The sequence below is a fragment of the Luteibacter sp. 621 genome, from assembly GCF_050435445.1.
GTDB lineage: Bacteria > Pseudomonadota > Gammaproteobacteria > Xanthomonadales > Rhodanobacteraceae > Luteibacter.
Map to the genome: position 1 here is coordinate 136,740 of NZ_JBNDKI010000007.1, position 19,749 is coordinate 156,488.

Genomic DNA, 19,749 nt, shown 5'->3' on the forward strand with positions numbered 1-19,749 from the left:
TTCACCTGGCATATCGCAGGCCGCACGCGGCCATCCGGCACGCAGAAAGCGGCCGGGCAGGGGTGCGCACCGGTTGGGATGCAAAGAGGCGCGGAAGGGGGAGGGTCGCCGGGTGCGACCAAATGCCGTTTTGACGGCACCAGGCGCGTCTGCTTTGCTTGAATGACAATCTACGCTTGACCTGTCAGGCATACAATTGTTATTTCGACAAAGTAACCTTGCCTACCCGGCAAGCAAGGCCCTGCCATGTACAAGCATGTGAACCTCCTCGCCCTGCGTCTATTTGTGCGCGTCGCGACCCACGGGAGCTTCTCCCAGGCGGCGGCCGAGCTGAATCTGCTGCCTTCGTCCGCCTCCCGGCATATCGCCGCGCTGGAACATGCGCTTGGCCAGGCGCTGTTTACCCGCCACTCGCGCGCGGTGCGCCTGACCGATGCAGGGCAGCGCTATTACGAATCCGTGCGCGAGGCGATCGAGCAGATCGACCAGGCCGGGGAGCACATCGGCGAAGAGGACGAACCGCGTGGGCGGTTGAAGATCAGCGCGCCACCCGCGTTCGCGCGGCGGCATCTCGCCCCCATCCTCATGGCGTTCCAGGAGCGCCACCCAGGCGTTGAACTGGACTTGTGGTTGACGGATACGTTTTCCGATCCGGTGGAAGCGGGCATCGATGTGTCCATCCGCATTGGCGAGTTGAACGATTCACGCATGCTCGCGCGGCTCCTGGCGTTGCAGAAGTTCGCGCTGTGCGCATCGCCGGCTTATCTTGAGGCGCACGCCGCCCCACGGGTGCCGGCAGATCTCGCAGAACACAATTGCCTTGTGTACCAGGCGCCGTACGGCCCACAGAAATGGCACTACCGCCAGGGTGAGAGCACGTTCGTGGTCGCCGAGGCGGACGGCAACGTGCGCAGCAACTACATCGAATACCTGCTGGAAATGGCACGCGGCAACAAAGGCATCGTGTGCTTTCCCACGTGGTTGGCCAGCCGTTACCTTGAGCGTGGGGAACTGGCACCGGTGCTCACCGACTACACCTGGGCACTGGAGCCGGATGCCCTCGGAATCCACGCGGTCTACCCGGCCAACAGGCAACGATCGCGCAAAACCCAGAGCTTCCTGCAATTCCTTGGCGATGCCATCGGCGAACCGCCGTACTGGGACCTGTGGCAGCACGCGCCTTTGCCCGGTGTGAAGCCTCGCCGCCGCCCGCCGTCAAAAGCGTGAGCACTGCACGTTTATCGTTGCGGGCATACCGGATGATGGTCGCGTACCTGCGTGGCAAGCCAGCCGCGCGCCTCATCGACGGTGCCGAGGGCGTCACGCAGGGCGCCGTGGCTTACCAGCGACGAAGCAACGCGTAGCAACACCGCAGCCAGCACCTGCCATTGCTCCGCATCATCCGGACCTAATGCGCGCATTCTTCGCTGGAACGCGGGTGACATGCCCCAGCGGCGTATGGCGGCTTCGATACGGTCTTCTGGTTCGCGCAACGGTTTGACGCGGGCGAGTAACAGGTAACCACGCTTACGCACCGTCCCGATGTATCGCGGCTGTGCGGTGTTGTCGCCGAGCGAACGGCGGAGCATGGCCACGGCTTTGTGCACGGGGTTGTCGCCAAAGAATCCACCGCCCCAGCAGGTATCAAGCAACCATTCCAGGCTCACCACGTCGCCGGGGTGGCCAGCCAGGGCGCAAAGGACATCCATGTGTCGTGGTTCGAGTACCCGCACCTCGCCGCGTCGGCTGACGGTGCGTTGGCCAGGGCGTACGGTCCAGTCGCCAATGAGAAAGGGAGAAGATGCGAAGGACTGCTGCATGCCACCGGGGGCGGTCGCCGGCGGAGGCAACTGCTTGAGGTAATTGAAGTTTGCAAGTCCGTAAGGTTCCCGGAAGGACGTGAGAATGTTCTCTCGCCGACGGTACGCACCTGCCCAAACCAGGAGTAGGTAGATGCAAGGGAACCATGTAGGCGGCCACCGTGCGGAAGGCATTCTGTCACAGGGGGCGGCGCGGCCCGTGCGGGTTGTGCTGGCCGACGAGCAGGAACTGATGCGGGAGGGGCTTGCAGCCCTCCTTGATGCGCAGCCGCGCTTCGAGGTGGTGGGGAGCACGGGGGATGGGCGCGATTGCCTGCGCCTGTGCGTGGACAGGAAACCCGACCTGCTCGTCTTCAACGACAGCATGCCGGGCCTGAACGGCATAGAGGCGGCCCGTCGCGTGGCCGTGCGTTGTCCGCATACGCGCATGCTATGCCTGTCCGAGACGGCAGACCGGCCCTGCGTCCGTGCGGCATTTGATGCGGGTGCGCACGGTTACGTCCTGAAGCGCTGCACGTTCGCCCATCTGATCGACGGCATCGAGAGTGTTCTTTCCGCGCGATACCACGTTAGCCCCGAGCTTGCGCACATCCTGGTCGAGGCGTTCCGCCAGGGGGACGATCCTGCATCGGTGCTCACCCCGCGTGAGAAGGAGGTCGCGCAGCTGTATGCCGAAGGCTTATCTACCCGCCAGATCGCCGAGCGCTTGCATATCAGCATGAAGACGGTAGGCACGCACAGAGAACACATCCAGGCCAAGCTGGGCGTGGAGGGCATCGCCGACCTGACGCGATTTGCGTTGCGGGTGGGCCTGGTAACGCTGGAGTCGTGAGAGCTGATGGATGGTTCGGCACAAGCACGACGTGCATCTCAGGCCATCGCCGATACCCCCGCGCCGCTCATGCGGCGATAGTGAATCCACGGCGAACTCCGCCGACGCAAGGAGAAAGCGATGCCCACGATGATGAACGCCACGCGTGATTTGGCAAGCGCGCCACGATGACGGGAACGCCGCTTGAGGGCCTGATCGAAGCCATGGCAGGTGCCGTGGTCGAAGCCCAGGCCCGCATTGAACAGGCCCAGGTGGCCAGGCTCGGCGAATACTTTGATGAAGACAATCGACCGAAAAGCGTGGTCATTCGCATGCCATCGATGCAACCAGGCGCACGGGATGGGGATGAAGATCTATACCGTGCGCCGCTGCTGCCACTTGTGCCAACAACGTCGCTGCGCATCAAGGATGTGGAGATCTGCTTCGATGCCGAACTTGGTTCGTTCGTTGAGAGTGATGCCGCGGACGACGATGGCGCGGCAACGCTCGGGCAAAGCCGGTGGGCGTTCCTGTCGAAGATGCGCAAGCGATCCGTCGCGCTGGATACGGCGGCGCGGCGCGGCGACAGCGGCGTGGGCAAGGTGCAGGTGAAGCTGCGTGTCGAGGGTGTTGAACCCACGGACGGCGTGGCGCGGCTCACCAATCATTTAACGATGACCCAAGGGGTCTTCCAGACGTTCAGGCCGGGCGACTAACCCCCCCCCACACCCGGCCGAACCCCGCGGCGCATGAGGCACGGCGGGCCAATGTCGATACGTAAAGGAGTGACGTTATGACGATTTCCGAACAGTTCCGCGGTCTGCCGATGGGCGATCTCGTGGGCGCGCCGCTGATGGCGGCATGCGAGGCACAGGTGCGCCTGGCCCAGGCCACGGCAGACTTCATCAACAAAGTGGGTTTTGAGCAGGACGCAGAGGGCAAGAGCACCGGTACGACGCGCACATCCGCGTTCAAATTCACCCGGCCGGTACAGAATGCCGCCGGCGAATGGGTCGACGAAGCTGTCGAGATGAACGTGCCACTGCTTTCCATCGTGAAGGTGCCGACCCTGGCCGTGGAGAATGTGGACATCACGTTCGATATGGAAGTGAAGGCGGCCACGCACGACAAGAGCTCGCTGGATATCGGTGCCACGGTTGATGCATCGTGGGGCGGGTTCGGTGCGAAAGTTTCGGTGCAGGGCTCCGTGGCATCGCATAAGGAAAATACCCGCACCACGGATAACTCGGCCAAGTACCACGTGAACGTCCAGGCGCGTGATGGCGGCATGCCGGAAGGGCTTGCGCGTGTCATGGATATCCTGCAGACGGCGGTGGTGGCAAAGACCGGGACGCCGAAGGCTCACGATCCGGCCCGGTCGTCTTCGCCGGCCACGTCGGCGGACCCGGGTTGAGAACCCCTGTGACCTGATGATCGACAGTCGTGGCGCCGCGGCGCCACGACCTTCCGGGAGTAGTGATGTTTGATCTCACCGATGTCCGCTACGTGAAGCGGATCGTGGTTGGCAGCAATAATCCTAACCAGATGAGCGCTGAGACGCAGACCGAGGAGGCGCGTGAATTGCTCAATCGCTGCCTCAACGATTCGCCGCGGGGGAGGATCCTCGCCACTGAAAAGAGCTTCACGATCCTGCAGATCGGCGAGCACCAGGTCGTCCTGCAATGGATTTGCTACCAGGTGGGATTCAACCGAAAGCCTGCATGGTTAAACGAATGACCGGGCACGCGACGCGCTTTCCGCTGATGGCGCTGTTGGACCATCTTCGGGAGGTGATGACCAGGACGCGGGGGCCGCGCGTATCACTGATGGAGATTGAGTTCGAGGGATATCTCTCCCGCGACAAACGCGGCGAGGTATGCGTTGCCCTCAGGCGTGGCCGGTTCGCGTGGATGGCACGTACAAAGCCGCGCCGATTGAAGGTGCGCTGCGACGCCGGCAACGGATGGATACCGCGACTGTATTGCGATGGCGAAGCCATCGTTTCCCCGGGGACGCTTGTCCCGTTTTGACAAGGAGTCGAACATGACACATGGAACAATGACAAGACTTATCGCGGCAGGCCTTCTCGCGTGCGTGGGGGCTGCAGCGCACGCCTCCTCGATCGATGGTGCGTGGCAGGGTGTGGTGCGTGATGGTTCGCAGGCCGTTCGCACGACAGTATGGCGAAAAGCCGAGGCAATTCGCGTGCATTTCGGTGAGCCGCGAAATTGCGCGGCCGCGGCTGAATTGCTTGAGGAGTCTGGCGGAAGCTCGCACTTTCGCTTCAAGCCGGCCAGCAACGGTGGTGGCTTCTGCGAAGCCCTATATCCCGGCGACTTCGTGCTCAACCCGGAAAAACAGGGGGTTTCCATACGATTCCAGCGGCGTGGCTCGACATGGTCGGGCAACCTTTCCGAGACCGCCAACCCCTGAGGAGGTGTCATGGATTCGTTGCTTCTGAATCGTTTCTGGCTGCTTCTCGCTGCCGTGGGTGGCGCGGTACTTCCTGTCGCCATGAGCAAGGTCGGCTCGCGAGGACGTGCCGTCGTACAGGTGATCTGCGGAACGCTGATCGCCGTATTCATCGCGCCAGCGTTTCAGCGCCATTTCCTTCCTGACGCGGATGTCGAAATGCAGGCTGGTGTGTCGTTCCTTGTCGGCTGTTTCGGGCTGAAACTCACATCTATCGTGCAACGGGTCCTCGATCGCCATGGCGATGGTATCGCTGATCGCGTCGTGTCCCGCATCGCTGGAGGTGAGAAGTGATGGCTGTCTTGCTTGTAGTTGATTTTGTCGCCTGCCTCACGGTGATGTTGATGTCCGGATGGCTCATCACCGAGCAACGGCTTTCGCGATTCGCGCGCGTGGCGTGTGCGTTGCTGGTCGCCGGGGCATGCGTCAATACGATTGGCATCTACGGGATGCTCGCCAATGTCGATGGCTTCTTCTATGGCGACGTATGGCCCAGCGAAGTGCTCGTTGATATCGGCGTCGCCACGCTGATGGTGCGCTGGGCCCTGCGGCTGCACCTGGCGCCCCGCGAGCCGGCCTGCCCCTGATGAAGGCCCACTGGCGGAGGGATGCCCCAGGCGCCCCATCGTTGCGCGAAATCGGCATGGAACGCGTGTAACCCCAGCGTGGCCGGGCAAAAGCCGGGAGGATCGGCGTGGGGAGGGCGTCTGGGGGCGCCCTCCCCATGATCGACCCGCCGGCAGTCGCCGCGTCGTGTGGTGGCCCGGCATCACCTATGGGGATTCCGCCATGTCCATCTCGTTCCGTACGCTCCTCGTCTCGCTGTCGTTCCTCTCGCTCGGTGTGGGCGCTGCCCAGGCCGGTCCAACCCACAGCGCCGCAAGCGCCAGTGCGCGCCCAGGCCACGTGGCCACGCTGGTCCAGCCCTCCACGGCCGCCGTGGTGGAATGCAAGAATCCGATCGAGTGTTCCTCGCGTTTGCTCTAAGGCCTTGAACGGGCGTCGTCGGGCCTTGCCCGGCGACGCTCGCCCGTAGGCTCAGCGCCGCGGCGAGGGGGCGGGTGCTGGTGCAGGTGCCGGCACGCCGGGGTGTGCGGCAAGGCGTGCCGCAGCGACCCGATGCGCAACGCGCACGCCGAAGATCAATGCCGTGGTCGCGACGAAGGCGAGGACGGCCTGGGAGCGGATCATGGCGGGATCCTGCAGGTGGAACGATGTGCTTGCCTGGGCCACGCTGGCCAGCATGCCGCCCACGGCCGCACCATGCCATCCATGCCGCAAGGTCAGCGCGATGACCGGTACAGCCATGCCGACGCGAACCCATGTCAGCAGGCCATCATCTTCGCCGGCGCCGTTAGCCACCAGTAACAGCAATGCGAGGCAGGGCACGGCGAACAGCACGGCGTCCCGCAGCAGCGGGCTATGGCGGATCGCGGACCAGGTAACCGTGCGGCGAGGCAGCAGGGCGATCCGCTCGCGAACGGCAAGAATCAGCGGTGTGAGGGTGAGGGCGCCCAGATAGCAGCCGAGGACCCAGGCCAGCATCAGGGGCAGCGTGATCGCCGGCGTTGGCGAGCCATCAGCCATGTTCACCGTGGACAGGACCAGGGCATTGGCGGCCGTGGTGATCACCGCGCAGATGAGCGTCGCCGTCAGGATATAGCCCATGTTCACCTCGCCATCGGGGCGAACGACCGCGTAGCGGCTGCGCAACCAGGCCATGGCAGGCATGCAGACCAGGATGGGCGGGAGGGCCGCCATGCAGGCCCAGAGCACGCCGAAGCTCGAGGCATGCAGGGCAGCCATCTCGGCGATGGGCAGGGTTTCGCCAACGGCCAGGGCGGCCCAGTAGCGGCGCGGCACGAGCAGCAGGCAGGCCAGTCGCAGGCCAGCCGGGAGCATCCAGTGTGAGAACGAGATATTGCGTGTGAGCTCGTAGCAAGCGGCATACGCGCCCGCGACCGCCAGATAGCGGCCCCAGGCCAACGGATCCGTGTGGGAACTCCTCACTGCCACCCTCAATGCCGCCGTCGCGACCGTTCGGAAAAAGCCGCCGTCCGGAACAGTCCCGTTACAGCTGACGCTTTCTTGGTGAATGATATAGCGGCAGTAGCCAGGCGGAATACAGCGCCATCACGAAGATTTGCCGAAATAGCGTTCCGGTCGGCAAGGCGTGGCGGACCACGCAGTTTCTCCACAAATGGGGTGCTACCGTCCGCCCATGAACCTTCGCGACCTCCAGACCCGTTTCGCCTCGACCCTCCGCGGTGGCCCGGCCGTGGAAGGCCTGGATGGCCGGGGTATGGCCGTGTATACGAACCAGTACCGGTCGCAGCTGGTCGCCTCCCTGCGCGATACCTACGCGAAGACGCGCCTGTGGCTGGGCGATGGTGTGTTCGACGAACTGGCCGAGGCCTATGTGGCGGCGACGCCGCCGGATTCATGGACGCTGGACGCCTACGGGGAGAGCTACATCCCCTGGCTGGATGGGCACTACCCTGCGGATCCGGAGATCGCGGAACTTGCCTGGCTGGACTGGCACCTGCGGCGCACCCTTTCCGGCCCCGATGCGCGCCCGATCGGTCTGGATGGCCTGGTCTCCGCCGATTGGGATACCGTGGAAATCCGCTTCGTACCCACGCTGCGTTTTCGTTGGACGCGCAGCAACGCCGCCGCCATCTGGCATGCGCTGGCGAGCGAAAGAATGCCCCCGGCCGCGGAAATCTTCGATGTCGATGCGGGGGTACGTGTGTGGCGCCGGGATTTTTCGCCCCGGTTCACCAGCATGCTGGCGCCGGAGTGCGCCTGCCTTGATCTTGCCCTGGCCGGGGCGTCGTTCGGTGAGATGTGCGAAGCGCTGACGCGCCTGCACGAACCGGATACCGCGGCCCGGCAAGCGGGAGCCCTGTTGCGCAGCTGGGTGGAAGACGGGATCGTCGACTCGCTCGTCGGCGACTGATCCCGTGGAAGGCGGCGCCGGCGCCGCTACACTTCCACGATGATCGATGACGCCCACCTTGCGCATGGCCTGGCCGGCGATGAACTACCGCCCGATTGGCCCGCTCTCACCGAGAATGAAGTCACGGCGCTGCTGGCGAGCGTGCCGCTGGCTGGCGCGGCGCGCGCCATCCGTTGGCGTTCGCCGCGTCCGCTATCGGCGGCGGCGTTGGTGGAAACGGCACTCGGCACGGTTTTCGTGAAGCGCCACCACGCGAGCGTACGTTCCGCAGAGGCCCTTGCCGAGGAACATCGGTTCGCGGCCAGCCTGCGCGCAGGGGGCATCCCCATACCCGCGGCTTACCCCGATGGCGAAGGCCACACCGCGCTGGCCAGGGGCCAGTGGGTCTATGAAGTGCACGCGCCGGCGCGGGGTGCGGATATCTACCGTGATGCGTTCTCGTGGTCGCCTGTGGGTGGCCTGCGCCACGCGTGGCTGGCTGGCGCCATGCTGGCACGCGTGCATACCGTGGCTGCGGGGTACGACGCGCCCCAGCGCACCACGCATATCCTCGTGGCCAGGGCAGAGATCGTTTCCGCAGCGGACCCGGTGGTTGCCCTCGAGGCGCAGCTTGGCGACCGGCCGGCACTGGCAGCCTACCTGCGTGACCGAGACTGGCATGAAGAATTGCGTGGCACGCTTTCGCCCTGGCACGCGCGGGCGCACGCAGGCATGGCCCGCCAGCCTCGCCTATGGACCCACGGCGACTGGCACGTTTCCAACCTGTGCTGGAGTAACAGCGGCGATGATGCCGCGATTACGGATGTGCTCGACATGGGCCTGAGCGCAGCAACGTTCGCCCTGTACGACCTGGCGACCGCCATTGAGCGCAACGCGATCGCATGGCTGGATATCGCGCGCGGCGAGATCGGCCATGCCGACCTGGCGCTGGCGCTGATCGCGGGTTACCAGAGCGTATGCCCGCTCGATCAGGGCGACCTTGACGACCTGGCCAACCTTTTGCCCATCGTCCATGTGGATTTCGCCCTGTCCGAGGTGGAGTACTTCGAAGGCATTACCGGGCGGCGTGACCACGCCGATGTGGCCTGGTACACCTTCCTCCATGGGCATGCCGCCTGGTTTGCCACGCCGCCGGGCCAGCGCCTGCTTGAGCAGATCCGGCACGCCGGGGCCGGATTCGTGGTTCAATAGAGGCCTTGAAGCGGGGGTGCCTGGCGTTGCCAGGCTGAGAGAGTCCCTTGGAACCTGACCCGGTTAGTACCGGCGTAGGGAGCTTGCAGAGTCACGGAGCCTGCCTTGGGGCCGGTCCGTGCCCGCCGTCGCTTCGTCCGTTCCCCACGAAGACGACCATGACCCCGATCCGTACCCCGCTCGCCCTTGCCGTGCTGTCGCTCGCCGGTGCCGCCCATGCTGCCGACGATGTTCCGCAGCAGGCGCGTACGCTGCCTTCGATCGACGTGCATGCCAATACCGCCGCGGGCTACCAGGCAGCCGATACGCAGCTGGATACGTTCGGAAGTTTTGGCAGTGCCCCGCTGCATGACACGCCCGCCGCCATCACGGTGATCACGCGTGCGCAAATCGATGACCGGCAGCCGCGTTCGTTGAGCGAACTGGTCCGCGGCGATGCCGCGATCAACGATAACTACGCGCCGGCGGGCTACTACCAGGATGTGTCGATTCGTGGCTTCCCGCTCGATCTCGCGACCGGGTTCCGCTTCAACGGGATGATCATGTCCGCGGAGCAGCTGATGGCGCTCGAGGGCAAGGAGCGCGTTGAAGTGCTGAAGGGCCTTGGCGGCCTTGAAGCCGGCGTCGTTGAACCCGGCGGCCTGGTGAATTACGTAAGCAAGCGCCCGGCCGAAGTCCATAATGTGACCCTTGGCACGGATTCGCATGGGTCGGCGTACGAAGCACTGGACCTTGGCACGTGGTTCACGCCGACGTTCGGCGTGCGCGTGAACGCGGCGCACGAACGTACGCACGGCGTTGTCGAGCATACGGATGCCCGTCGCACGTTCCTCTCGATCTCGGCGGACTGGAAAGTCACCGATAAGGCGACGCTCCTGCTCGATACGGACTACCAGACGAGCGGTGGCCGTTCGGCTTCCGGTTACCAGTTGCTGGGCGGCACGGAGATTCCCGAACACCCCAGCCGTACGCGCCTGCTGGGCTACCAGCCCTGGCAGCGGCCGGTGGGCATTGACTCAAGCAACACCACGCTGCGCTTCAATTACCGTTTCAGCGACCAGTGGAACGCGCAGCTCTCCGCGGGCCATAGCCACACCGTGATCGATGACAATGTCGCGTTTGCGTATGGCTGCTTCTATGCCGAATCGTGTGCGAGCGGTGCCACGCCCGGGTACTTCTTCGCGCCAAACGGCGATTACGATGCGTACGACTACCGTAGCCCCGACGATACCCGGCAGAACGACGAAGTGCGCGCATCACTAACGGGAGCGTTCGCCACGGGCACCATCGATCACGAACTGAACGTGGGTGCCACTGCGTTTCGACGCACGGTGGACCAGCGCGCGGACGTCTACGACTACGTCGGCACCGCCAATATCGATGAGCAGGTGGTCCCGGTGTTTCCCTCATCGCCCAACCAGCCCGGTCCTTCCGAGCGCCGCCTGACCGATTGGCAGCACACGCTCTTCGCGATCGATCGCGTGCACCTGTCCGACACCTGGCAGGTGCTGGCGGGAGCGAAGTTCGTGAAGCTGCACGAGCGTGCCTACGACGACGCGGGCGTGCTCGAGCGTGATACGCGTATGACGAAAACGCTGCCCCAGGCAGCGGTGTTGTGGCAGCCGGTATCAGCGCTGACCACGTACGTGAGTTACGGCGAGGGTCTTTCACTCGGGCGCGAGGCTCCCTACTGGACCTCGAACGGCAGCACGACGTTGCCGCCGCTGCATTCCCGGCAGATCGAAGCGGGCGTGAAATACGCCGTCAACGATGCGCTCGACCTCCAGGCGGCGGTCTATCGCATCCGCCAGCCGTACCAGTTCGCGCAGCCAGACAGTACCGCCGAGGGCTTTACCTTCGTGCAGCGCGGCCAGGAAGTGCACACGGGTGTGGAGCTGAACCTTGCCGGCCGCGTTACCGATAATCTGCGGCTTACCGCGAGCGCTAACGTGATCCGCGCGCGTGCCGAAAATACCGGTACGCCTTCGTACGAGGACCACCAGGTAGTGAACGTGCCGCGCTACCGCACGGCGGTCTATGCGGATTACAGCCTGCCGTTCGCGCCTGGCCTGGCCGTGCTGGGTGGCTGGCGCTACGCCAGCAGTAACGTGGCGACGCCCGACGGTACTACCCGCGTCCCGGCGTACCATGTCTTCGATGCGGGCCTGCGCTTCGCGACGTCGCTTGGCGGGCACGCGATGACCTGGCGCCTGAACGTCGATAACGTCTTCAATCACTTCTACTGGCGCGATACCGGCAGCTCGGGTGGCGATAGCTACCTGTTCCCAGGCATGCCGCGGCTCGCAAGGCTGTCGGTGACCTATGAACTTTGAGCTCTCGTTTTTCGAGCTGGCCGCGGCCATCGTGAGCGCGGCGGGTGTGTGGCTGACCGCGCGCCGCAGCCCGTGGTGCTGGCCGGTGGGCCTGGTCTCGGTCATCGCCTACGCATGGATCTTCGTCGATGCAAAGCTGTATTCCGATACGTTGCTCCAGGTCATCTTCGCGCTGCTCATCGTTTACGGCTGGCACCGCTGGATGCGCAACCTGGATGACAGTGGCCACGTGCGCGTCGCCTCGCTGGATACGCGAAGCGCCACGTTGCACCTCGCCGTCGGCACCGCCGCGGCACTTGCCCTGGGCTACGCCATGCATCGCTGGACCGATGCATCGCTACCCTGGCTGGATGCAGCGCTCACCGCGTTCAGCCTTGTCGCGCAATGGTGGCAGGCACGACGCCACGCCGCCGCATGGTGGCTGTGGATCGCGGTCGATGTGATCTACGTCGGCGAATACGTTTACAAGTCGCTGCCGATCACCGCCGTGCTCTACGCCGGCTTTGTGATCTTGGCGGCCATGGGCTGGCGCGCATGGAGCCGCGAGCGCGCGGCGGCCGTGGCAGGCTGATACAGATCCGATAGCGGGTGCGGCCTCGACCGCTGGAATGGCGAGCCGTAAGGCCCGCCATCCACCAGCCTGCTTAGCTCTGCGGCGGGAGCAGGGGCACGCATTCCGCGCCGTTGCACTCGATGTGCAGCTTCTGCGCGCGGCCATCGCACTGGGTGAAGAACACGGCGTGCTGGCCGTCCACTTCGAGCACGCGGATACCGCGGTCGCACTGCTGCACCGCTGCCACGTCCTGTGCAGCGTTGAACATGGATTTGCCTACGCGCGGATCCAGGCTGGCCATGCCGCCTGGCTGCAGTGCCGTGGCGATCTGCGCTTCGTGCGGCTGGGGTGTATCCGCGGGCGCGGGTGCATCGGTGGTGGGCTTCGTATCGACCGCCTGGGCCGCGGCCACGGGCGAGCCGGGCAGGGCCGCTGCCGCGGCGACGCCGCCAGCATCGGTGCCGAGCACCTGCAACTGGTTGCCGTAGTGGTGCGCCGCGCCGTTGGAGAAATCGATGACGATGCCGATCAGGCCGCCGATCAGGATATTGCCCCACACCATGCCGCGGATCGACGCGGGGAAGACCTGCTGCGCGACGACCGATCCATCCTTCGTGCAGTTGACCGAAAGCGGCGTGGCCGAACGATGCACCTTGGCCGTGCCCGGGGTCATGACGTTCACGGTGCCGTAGTTGTTGGTGAGCGCGCAGGACGCACCGGTGATCGGCGCGCCAGACGACGTCTGGCTGTGCACGTCCACCTTCTGGTAGCGGCCACCGGTAATCGATGCGCAGGCCGTAATACTGGCCACGCACGCCACGACCATGCCGTGCTTCCATAGACGATTCATTTCGATTCCCTCGGTAAATAAGCGCATGCAGCCGTGCCGGCGCGCAGGCGGGCCGGTTGCAGGCGACATGGAAGCGTGGTGGCGGCCCGCATACCCCCTGGTACGTGACGCCGGCGCGGACCTGCCTCCCCTGAAGGTCCCGCGGGCGGAGTTTGAGATATTTCGTAGGCCGGCGCCATATCCCCTGCCTTCTGGCCGATAGGCATAGCCGGCAACGTTTGCGGGAACCGGCCCCTGACCGGTCGGCCGGTCAGCCGACCACCGCGCCGGTGCGATCGGCCGCGTTTTTCAGAATCCTTCCATAGCCATCTGGCGGGGCAAGACAGCATCATGCGCGGGTCGTCGTAGCCCGGTGGGGGCACCCACGGATAGGGGTGTGTCCACCGGGCCTGCCCGGCAGCGGCCGGGGCGTGGGACGCGTCCCGGCCGCTTCAGTTCGACGGGTGCGCGGAGGCGCCCCAGTCATCGGCGCTGAACTGAAGGTGCAGCACCGTGCGGTTGTCGTCTTCCAGCGGTGGGTTGTACTGCAACGTGGTGCAGCCCGTCGCCACCTGGCGCTTGAGTGCCAGCGCCATGGTTTTCGTGGTTTGCGGCCCGTATACCGGGGTACCCGCTTTCGTGGTTTTCAGTGCCACCCTGTACCCATCCGGGCTCACGCCGTCAGGCATATCTGCCGGTGGGGATACCCCACCATCCAGGCCGACCACATCCAGCTTTCGCCCGCAGCTGCCGACGCTGACGATATCGATCCCATCGAGCAGGCTGGCGATAAACCGGTCGGCATTCTCGGTGAGGGAATCCACCGCCTCCACCGTGGTGCTCAGGCGTACCTTCACGAAGTACATCTTCCGGTAGAAGAGGTACGTGCGCGAGGTGAGCATGTCGCGCTGGGCATCGAACACGATGGGCAGGAAGCGGCCATCCTGGTGGCGGCCCCCGGCGAGTTTCGCGGTATACGGTGATTCGTCGCCCCACCACACATTGCGGTAGATTTCCTGGCGCTCGGCGAAGGCCACCGATTCGCGGAAATCCTGCACGGCCTGGGCCAGCATCTTCGGCTCATCGCCCTGACCAGCGGGGTAGATGAAGACATCGGCGATGATCCACTCGGCGTGGTCGATCCCGTAGCGCAGCGAGATACCTGCCGCGATATCGCCTTCGTCGGCATAATTCTTGACGGCCTCAAGCGTGGCGTCAGCCAGCCGCCTGGGTGCGATGATCCAGGTATCGTCGACCACGCCGCGGTGGGTTTGCGCATCCACCGGCACGAGCGGGGGCGCCGTGGGCGCGTTCTGCGCACTCACGGAAAAGCTGGCCGGGCCCAAGGCCAGCAGCACGGGAATCACACTCCACCGCCACATCGTTTCCAAAACCCCTGCAAGATCGAACGCGAACCCCGTGCGCGCACTATAGCCGTCCATATGCCTCATGGGGAGCGCTTGCCGGCACGCAGGCGTCGGCGGAGGAAAGCCAGGGTCAGCGTTTCCAACTTGCGTGGCTGGTGCGGGCCTGTCGGGGGCACCCGCCGGTGAAGGTCACCATCGGCCCAGCCCAGGAAAACCTCCGGGTGGATATACGATGCGCGGCACACCGCCGGAGTATTTCCCAGCACGGCCGCGACATCCTTCACCGCCTGCGCAAGCACCGTTTTGACAGCTCGTTCGCCGCCCTCTTCGGGGATTGGAGTGGCCGCGAGCACCGCCACGGCCTGGACAGTGCCACCCCAGGTGCGGAAATCCTTAGCGGTGAATTCGCCGCCGGTGACTTCCCGCAGGTAGTCGTTGACCATGCCCGAATCCACGGGCTGCCGTTGGCCCTCGTCATCCACGTACTGGAACAGGCGCTGCCCCGGTAATTCCTGCACCCGACGTACCGCCTTCACCAGCCGGCGGTCATCCAGCACGACATCGCGCCACTGCCCGCTCTTGCCGCGGAAGTGGAACTCGATACGGCCTCGGCGTGCTGCGACGTGTCGCGAACGGAGCGTGGTAAGCCCAAACGAGTTGTTCTCGCGGGCGTACGCATCGTTACCGATGCGGATCATGGTTTCTTCAAGCAGGCTCACCACCAGGGCGAGCACTTTTTCGCGTGGCAGCCCGGCTAATGCGAGGTCCTTGCGCAGGCGCTTACGGAGCGCCGGCAACGCCGCGCCAAATTCGAGAATGCGGGTGAACTTGCCCCGGTCGCGCTCGCTGCGCCATTTCGCGTGGTAGCGGTACTGCTTGCGAGCGCGTGCATCGCGCCCGGTGGCCTGCAGGTGGCCGCGCGGGTTGGTGCAGATCCACACCTTTGTGTAAGCGGGCGGGATTGCCAGTGAACGGATCCGGGCGAGTACGTCCTCATCGGTGACGCGCTTTCCACCGACGTCCATGTACTGGAAGCTCTTGCCGCGCTTGCACCGTGTGATCCCATCATCCGTGTCGCACACGTAAACGAGGCCCGCCGCTTTCGCGTGGGCCCGCTCATCGGTTGCCACCACGAGGGCGTTGGCGGGAGGTCGTCGGGACATGGCCGGCAGTGTGTGCCGGCCGGCGATCAAGGCACGGTGAACGTGCCGTCAGGCATTAGCCCACCCGGCAGAACGCGGCCTTCAGGTAACGGTTCTCGGGGACGTTGCTGGCCACCGGGTGGTCGGCACCCGCGCCATCCACGTGCAGCACCTGGATATCGCGCCCGGCATTGAGGGCGACGCGGCGGATCATCTCCAGGAAATCGTCTTCGCCCACCAGGCCCGTGCATGAGCAGGTGAGCAGGATGCCGCCCGGCGCCAGGACATCGAGCGCTGTGCGGTTCATGGCGAAGTACTTCTTCAGCGCGTTGACCACCTGGTTGCGATCGCGGGTGAGCTTGGGCGGGTCGAGCACCACGGCATCCCAGGTTTCACCGCGGGCGATGGCCGCGCGCAGCCACTCGAACACATCACCCTGTTCGAAGCGGGCGTCCACGCCGTTCATCCGGGCGTTTTCGCGCGCTACTTCCAGGATCGCCGCGTCAGCATCGACGCCCGTGGCTTCCCGTGCCCCGGCCTTCATCGCGTGAACGGCGAAACCACCCGCGTTGCAGCACAGATCCAGCACCCGACGGCCGCGCGCCAGTTCGGCGAAGCGGCGGCGGTTGTCGCGCTGGTCCGCGAAGAAACCGGTCTTGTGGCCCAAGCCTGGCGCGGCGTGAAACGCGAGGCCATGCTCGTGCACATCCACGGCTGCGGGCGCATCGTTCGAGCGCACGTCGAACGATTCCTGGCGCTGCACATGCTGCTCGGCGAACCAGTAGAGCGATGCGCCCGGGAAATGCTTCTGCAACTCGGCATGGATCGTGTCGCGGAAGCGCCACATGCCGGCGGCGAAATACTCGACGACCAGATGGTTGGCATAGCGATCCACCACCAGCCCGGAAAGGCCATCGCCCTCGCTGTGGACCACGCGCCAGGCGTCGCTGACATCGTCCAGGCGGAGCAGGTTGCGGCGCAGGTCCACCGCACGCTCGATCCGGGCGGCGATCCACTCAGGATCGATAGCCTCGTCGGGCGAGGTGGTGAGCAGGCGCAGCGCGACCCGGGCGTGGCCGTTCCAGAAGCCGCGGCCCACGAAGCGGCCTTTCGCGTCCACCACGTCCACGACGCTGCCGGGCGGAATGCGCTCGGCGGGCTTGATGACCTGGGCGGACCACACCCACGGATGGCCGGGGACACGGTCGGATTTGAGCTGGATCTGGGGGATTGCGGCGGTATTCATCGGTGAATGATACCGGCCCTTAGCGCCCGAAGCGCAGGATGAGCCAGGAGACGAGCGCCAGCAGGTTGATGCCGATGTGCGGCGCGGAGGGGCCGCCTAGGGCGAGGAGCCAGCCGTGTTCGGCGATCGCCCAGTCAAAGCCCAGCCGCGGCGAGCGCTGCAGGGTCATGGAAAGGTTGGCGTAGGCGCCCGAGGAAAGGGCGTAGCTGAAGAACGAGGTGGCAACCAGCGGTGCCTGCAGGAACTGGGCCCAGATCGACATCTGGGTACCGCGGCCATCGTTGCTGGCCAGCAGCACGCCGGCCACCAGGATGAACGCGAACAGCAACACGCCGAGCACGGTCACCACCGCATCAAGGCCGCTCATGCGCGAGCCGAGCAGGTGGTCCACCTGGCGCACCAGGCCGTACAGGCCACCGGCAATCTCGAACACGGCAATGACACGGGTGAAAAACGAATGCATGCGAACTCCCAGGTAGCGGACGGCGCATTATGGCCGCCCGCGCTATCGGCTGGCCGAACGGCCGTTCAGAGTGCCTCGGCCGCCTCGTGCAGGTCGGCGATGTGCTGCTCCCACCAGCGTGCCTCGGCGGCGAACGGGAAGGCGGCGGGGAAGGCGGGATCGTGCCAGCGTTCCGCGATCCACCCCGCGTAATGCACCTGGCGCATGGCGCGTAGCGCAGGCACGAGGGCGAGTTCGGTGGGGTCGAAATCGCGGAACTGGCCGTAGCCTTCCAGCAGTGCCTGGAACATGGCGTCGTCGGAGGCCAGCATCCACAGGTCCTGCACGGCGGGGCCCATGCGGGCATCGTCCAGGTCGACGAAGTGCGGGCCGGCATCCGTCCACAGCACGTTGCCCGGGTGGCAATCGCCATGCAGGCGCAGGCGGTGCACGGGCCCCACGGCGTCGAAGCGGGTAGTGACCGCGTCATCGACACGCATGACCGCCGCGCGGTACGCATCGAACAGGTGGGCGGGCAGAAGGTCGGAGCCCAGTGCCGCCCGCGCAGGGGCGTCGATCAGGGTGGCACGGTCCAGTGTCGTGCGGTGATGAAACGGCTCGCGCGCACCGATCGCATGCATGCGCCCGAGCAGGCGCCCTAGCCATTCGAGCTGGTCGGCGGATTCGAGCGATGGCGCACGGCCGCCGCGCCGCGGGTACACCGCATAGCGGAAGCCGTCATGGCGCAGCATGGTTCGCCCGTTGAACACCAGGGGCGCCACCATGGGTATTTCGGCCGCGGCCAGTTCCAGGGCGAACGCGTGCTCCTCGCCGATGGCGGCGTCGTTCCAGCGCCCGGGGCGGTAGAACTTCACCACGACGAAGCCGCCATCCTCCAGGCCGACCTGGAACACGCGGTTCTCGTAGCTGTTCAGCGTGAGCAGGCGGCCATCGCTCCACGTGCCGGCCGCATCCACGGCCGCCAGCACCACATCGGGGGACAGCGCCGCGTAGGGCGCCGCCTGGCTCACGAGCGCAGGTTCCCGGGCGCGCCGCCGGGTGACGGGATCACGGCCATGGTCAGGCGCGACAGGCACACGAGCTTGCCGGTGTCCTCTTCAATGCGGATCTCCCAGACCTGGGTGGTACGCCCCAGGTGCACGGCCTTGGCCGTACCCGTGACGATGCCGCCCCGTACGCCGCGGATATGGTTGGCGTTGATGTCCAGTCCCACCGCGATTTCCTTCTCCACATCCAGCGTGAGCAGGGCCGCGGAGCTACCCAGGGTTTCCGCCAGTACGACCGAGGCGCCGCCGTGCAGCAGGCCGAACGGCTGCTGGGTGCGGTGGTCCACCGGCATGGTGCCGCGCAGCCAGTCGTCGCCGAACGCCGTAAAGCGGATATCCAGCGTCTCCATCATCGTGTTCCGGCTCCAGCCGTTGATGCGGTCGAGGTCGAGCGGTTGCTTCCAGATGGCCATCGGCGGGCACGGTTCCATGGGAAAGCCGTCATTGTCCTACAATGTGCGGGTGCCTACCGTAACCCTGATCGCCTCCGGCAAGCGCTTTGACGCGGCCGCCGACGAAACCGTGCTTGAAGCCGCCCAGCGCGCGGGAATCGCTCTCCCGTACTCGTGCCGTGGCGGTGTGTGTGGCAGCTGCAAGGCCACGCTCGTCGAAGGCACGTGTGCTTATCCATACAACCCGCCGGTCGGCCTTTCGGCCACGGCACGCGCGCACCACGGCATCCTGATGTGCCAGGCCGTGCCTTGCGGCGATATATCCATCCAGGCCCGCGAGATCGCGTCGGTGGAGGACATCCCCCACCGGCGTGTGGAAACCGAGGTGGCCGAGCGGCGCATGCTGGCGCCCGATGTGGTGGGCCTGTGGCTGCGCCCGCTGGGTGAACCGCTGCGCTGGCTCCCGGGCCAGTACCTCGATGTGGTGCTCGATAACGGCAAGCATCGTCCGTTCTCAATCGCCAGCGGCCCGCGCCCCGATGGCCTGGTGGAACTGCACGTACGGCACGTACCTGGCGGCGGGTTCACATCGTGGGTTTACGACTCGCTCAAGGTGGGTGATCGCCTGATGATCGAAGCGCCGCTGGGCACGTTCGTACCACGTGAAGATTCCGAGCGGCCCATGTTGTTCATGGCCGGGGGCACCGGCTTTGCACCGGTCAAGGCGGTTGTCGAACACTTCATCGCACTGGGTACGCGGCGCCCCATGCACCTGTACTGGGGCGTGCGGACCACCGAAGACCTTTACCTGGCCGACCTGGCCCGCGGCTGGGCTGCCGATCGGCCGTGGATCACATTCACCCCGGTCCTGTCGGACACGGATGCGGCGCGCGACGCGGGTTTACGCGACGGGTTGGTGCATGAGGCTTTGCTGGCCGATCATCCCGACCTTTCCGGGTTCGACCTGTACATGAGCGGCCCGCCAGCCATGATCGCGGCAGGGCGGGATCTGTTTCTTGATGCCGGCCTGCCGGAAGACCGGCTGTTCTACGATTCGTTCGATGTGGCGCCGGATGTCCTGGCGGCTATCCTGCACGGCCGGGCGGGTATCCACGGCCTGTAGGG

At 65.5% G+C, this 19,749-nt stretch carries 23 protein-coding genes and 1 riboswitch; of the genes, 14 read left to right on the top strand and 9 right to left on the bottom strand.

Going from position 1 to position 19,749, the window contains the following annotated elements; translation table 11 throughout:
• Window positions 1-246 precede the first annotated feature (246 nt).
• Window positions 247-1,227, top strand: a complete 981-nt coding sequence (locus ABIE56_RS10080; protein ID WP_429243674.1) for a LysR family transcriptional regulator — start codon at window positions 247-249, stop codon at window positions 1,225-1,227.
• 11 nt (window positions 1,228-1,238) lie between these two features.
• Here ABIE56_RS10080 and ABIE56_RS10085 read toward each other — a convergent pair whose 3' ends face one another.
• On the bottom strand, window positions 1,239-1,994 hold the full coding sequence (locus ABIE56_RS10085) for a winged helix-turn-helix domain-containing protein (protein ID WP_429243675.1): 756 nt from the start codon (window positions 1,992-1,994) through the stop codon (window positions 1,239-1,241).
• On the opposite strand from ABIE56_RS10085, the gene ABIE56_RS10090 reads away from it, so the two are divergent.
• From ABIE56_RS10090 to ABIE56_RS10125, 8 genes are all read left to right on the top strand, one after another.
• Entirely contained in the window at window positions 1,954-2,652 is a 699-nt protein-coding gene (locus ABIE56_RS10090) for a LuxR C-terminal-related transcriptional regulator (RefSeq protein ID WP_429243676.1), read from the top strand. The two genes, ABIE56_RS10085 and ABIE56_RS10090, sit on opposite strands and share 41 nt — an antisense overlap.
• Window positions 2,653-2,819: 167 nt before the next feature.
• Window positions 2,820-3,347 carry a DUF2589 domain-containing protein gene (locus tag ABIE56_RS10095; protein WP_429243677.1) on the top strand — a complete coding sequence of 176 codons (528 nt, stop codon included), beginning with the start codon at window positions 2,820-2,822 and terminating at the stop codon, window positions 3,345-3,347.
• A gap of 77 nt (window positions 3,348-3,424) precedes the next feature.
• A complete protein-coding gene (locus tag ABIE56_RS10100; RefSeq protein WP_429243678.1) occupies window positions 3,425-4,045 on the top strand; it encodes a DUF2589 domain-containing protein in 621 nt (206 codons plus the stop codon).
• Window positions 4,046-4,110: 65 nt separating this feature from the next.
• On the top strand, window positions 4,111-4,368 hold the full coding sequence (locus tag ABIE56_RS10105) for a hypothetical protein (RefSeq protein WP_429243679.1): 258 nt from the start codon (window positions 4,111-4,113) through the stop codon (window positions 4,366-4,368).
• A 306-nt stretch (window positions 4,369-4,674) separates the two neighbouring features.
• Window positions 4,675-5,064, top strand: a complete 390-nt coding sequence (locus tag ABIE56_RS10110) for a hypothetical protein (RefSeq protein WP_429243680.1) — start codon at window positions 4,675-4,677, stop codon at window positions 5,062-5,064.
• A gap of 9 nt (window positions 5,065-5,073) precedes the next feature.
• Window positions 5,074-5,397 (top strand): hypothetical protein, encoded by a 324-nt coding sequence (locus tag ABIE56_RS10115; protein WP_429243681.1) that lies wholly within the window; start codon window positions 5,074-5,076, stop codon window positions 5,395-5,397.
• Between the two features lie 50 nt (window positions 5,398-5,447).
• Entirely contained in the window at window positions 5,448-5,690 is a 243-nt protein-coding gene (locus ABIE56_RS10120; RefSeq protein ID WP_429243682.1) for a hypothetical protein, read from the top strand.
• A 202-nt stretch (window positions 5,691-5,892) separates the two neighbouring features.
• Complete coding sequence (locus ABIE56_RS10125) at window positions 5,893-6,090, top strand: hypothetical protein (RefSeq protein WP_429243683.1); 198 nt, start codon at window positions 5,893-5,895, stop codon at window positions 6,088-6,090.
• Between the two features lie 51 nt (window positions 6,091-6,141).
• Here ABIE56_RS10125 and ABIE56_RS10130 read toward each other — a convergent pair whose 3' ends face one another.
• Complete coding sequence (locus ABIE56_RS10130; protein ID WP_429243684.1) at window positions 6,142-7,113, bottom strand: MASE1 domain-containing protein; 972 nt, start codon at window positions 7,111-7,113, stop codon at window positions 6,142-6,144.
• 211 nt (window positions 7,114-7,324) lie between these two features.
• Here ABIE56_RS10130 and ABIE56_RS10135 point away from each other — a divergent pair, with 211 nt between their 5' ends.
• From ABIE56_RS10135 to pnuC, 4 genes are all read left to right on the top strand, one after another.
• Window positions 7,325-8,062 carry an HvfC/BufC family peptide modification chaperone gene (locus ABIE56_RS10135; RefSeq protein ID WP_429243685.1) on the top strand — a complete coding sequence of 246 codons (738 nt, stop codon included), beginning with the start codon at window positions 7,325-7,327 and terminating at the stop codon, window positions 8,060-8,062.
• A 39-nt stretch (window positions 8,063-8,101) separates the two neighbouring features.
• Window positions 8,102-9,253, top strand: a complete 1,152-nt coding sequence (locus ABIE56_RS10140) for a phosphotransferase enzyme family protein (protein ID WP_429243686.1) — start codon at window positions 8,102-8,104, stop codon at window positions 9,251-9,253.
• Between the two features lie 2 nt (window positions 9,254-9,255).
• Window positions 9,256-9,351: riboswitch (TPP riboswitch) on the top strand.
• A gap of 60 nt (window positions 9,352-9,411) precedes the next feature.
• On the top strand, window positions 9,412-11,586 hold the full coding sequence (locus ABIE56_RS10145; protein WP_429243687.1) for a TonB-dependent siderophore receptor: 2,175 nt from the start codon (window positions 9,412-9,414) through the stop codon (window positions 11,584-11,586).
• Window positions 11,576-12,157 (top strand): nicotinamide riboside transporter PnuC, encoded by a 582-nt coding sequence (gene pnuC, locus ABIE56_RS10150; protein WP_429243688.1) that lies wholly within the window; start codon window positions 11,576-11,578, stop codon window positions 12,155-12,157. The genes ABIE56_RS10145 and pnuC overlap by 11 nt, the downstream gene beginning before the upstream one ends.
• A 73-nt stretch (window positions 12,158-12,230) precedes the next feature.
• Here pnuC and ABIE56_RS10155 read toward each other — a convergent pair whose 3' ends face one another.
• The 7 genes from ABIE56_RS10155 to ABIE56_RS10185 all read right to left on the bottom strand — a co-directional run bounded on the left by ABIE56_RS10155 (window position 12,231) and on the right by ABIE56_RS10185 (window position 18,645).
• Complete coding sequence (locus ABIE56_RS10155) at window positions 12,231-12,989, bottom strand: hypothetical protein (RefSeq protein ID WP_429243689.1); 759 nt, start codon at window positions 12,987-12,989, stop codon at window positions 12,231-12,233.
• A 431-nt stretch (window positions 12,990-13,420) separates the two neighbouring features.
• Window positions 13,421-14,419 (bottom strand): hypothetical protein, encoded by a 999-nt coding sequence (locus tag ABIE56_RS10160; protein WP_429243690.1) that lies wholly within the window; start codon window positions 14,417-14,419, stop codon window positions 13,421-13,423.
• On the bottom strand, window positions 14,416-15,498 hold the full coding sequence (locus ABIE56_RS10165; protein ID WP_429243691.1) for a DNA topoisomerase IB: 1,083 nt from the start codon (window positions 15,496-15,498) through the stop codon (window positions 14,416-14,418). The genes ABIE56_RS10160 and ABIE56_RS10165 overlap by 4 nt, the downstream gene beginning before the upstream one ends.
• Before the next feature lie 55 nt (window positions 15,499-15,553).
• Complete coding sequence (locus ABIE56_RS10170) at window positions 15,554-16,723, bottom strand: class I SAM-dependent rRNA methyltransferase (RefSeq protein WP_429243692.1); 1,170 nt, start codon at window positions 16,721-16,723, stop codon at window positions 15,554-15,556.
• A 19-nt stretch (window positions 16,724-16,742) separates the two neighbouring features.
• On the bottom strand, window positions 16,743-17,186 hold the full coding sequence (locus ABIE56_RS10175) for a hypothetical protein (RefSeq protein WP_429243693.1): 444 nt from the start codon (window positions 17,184-17,186) through the stop codon (window positions 16,743-16,745).
• Window positions 17,187-17,251: 65 nt separating this feature from the next.
• Window positions 17,252-18,196 (bottom strand): serine/threonine protein kinase, encoded by a 945-nt coding sequence (locus tag ABIE56_RS10180; RefSeq protein ID WP_429243694.1) that lies wholly within the window; start codon window positions 18,194-18,196, stop codon window positions 17,252-17,254.
• Entirely contained in the window at window positions 18,193-18,645 is a 453-nt protein-coding gene (locus tag ABIE56_RS10185) for a hotdog fold thioesterase (protein WP_429243695.1), read from the bottom strand. Before ABIE56_RS10185 ends, ABIE56_RS10180 begins: the two co-directional genes overlap by 4 nt.
• A gap of 49 nt (window positions 18,646-18,694) precedes the next feature.
• On the opposite strand from ABIE56_RS10185, the gene ABIE56_RS10190 reads away from it, so the two are divergent.
• On the top strand, window positions 18,695-19,747 hold the full coding sequence (locus ABIE56_RS10190) for a 2Fe-2S iron-sulfur cluster-binding protein (protein ID WP_429243696.1): 1,053 nt from the start codon (window positions 18,695-18,697) through the stop codon (window positions 19,745-19,747).
• Window positions 19,748-19,749 lie beyond the last annotated feature (2 nt).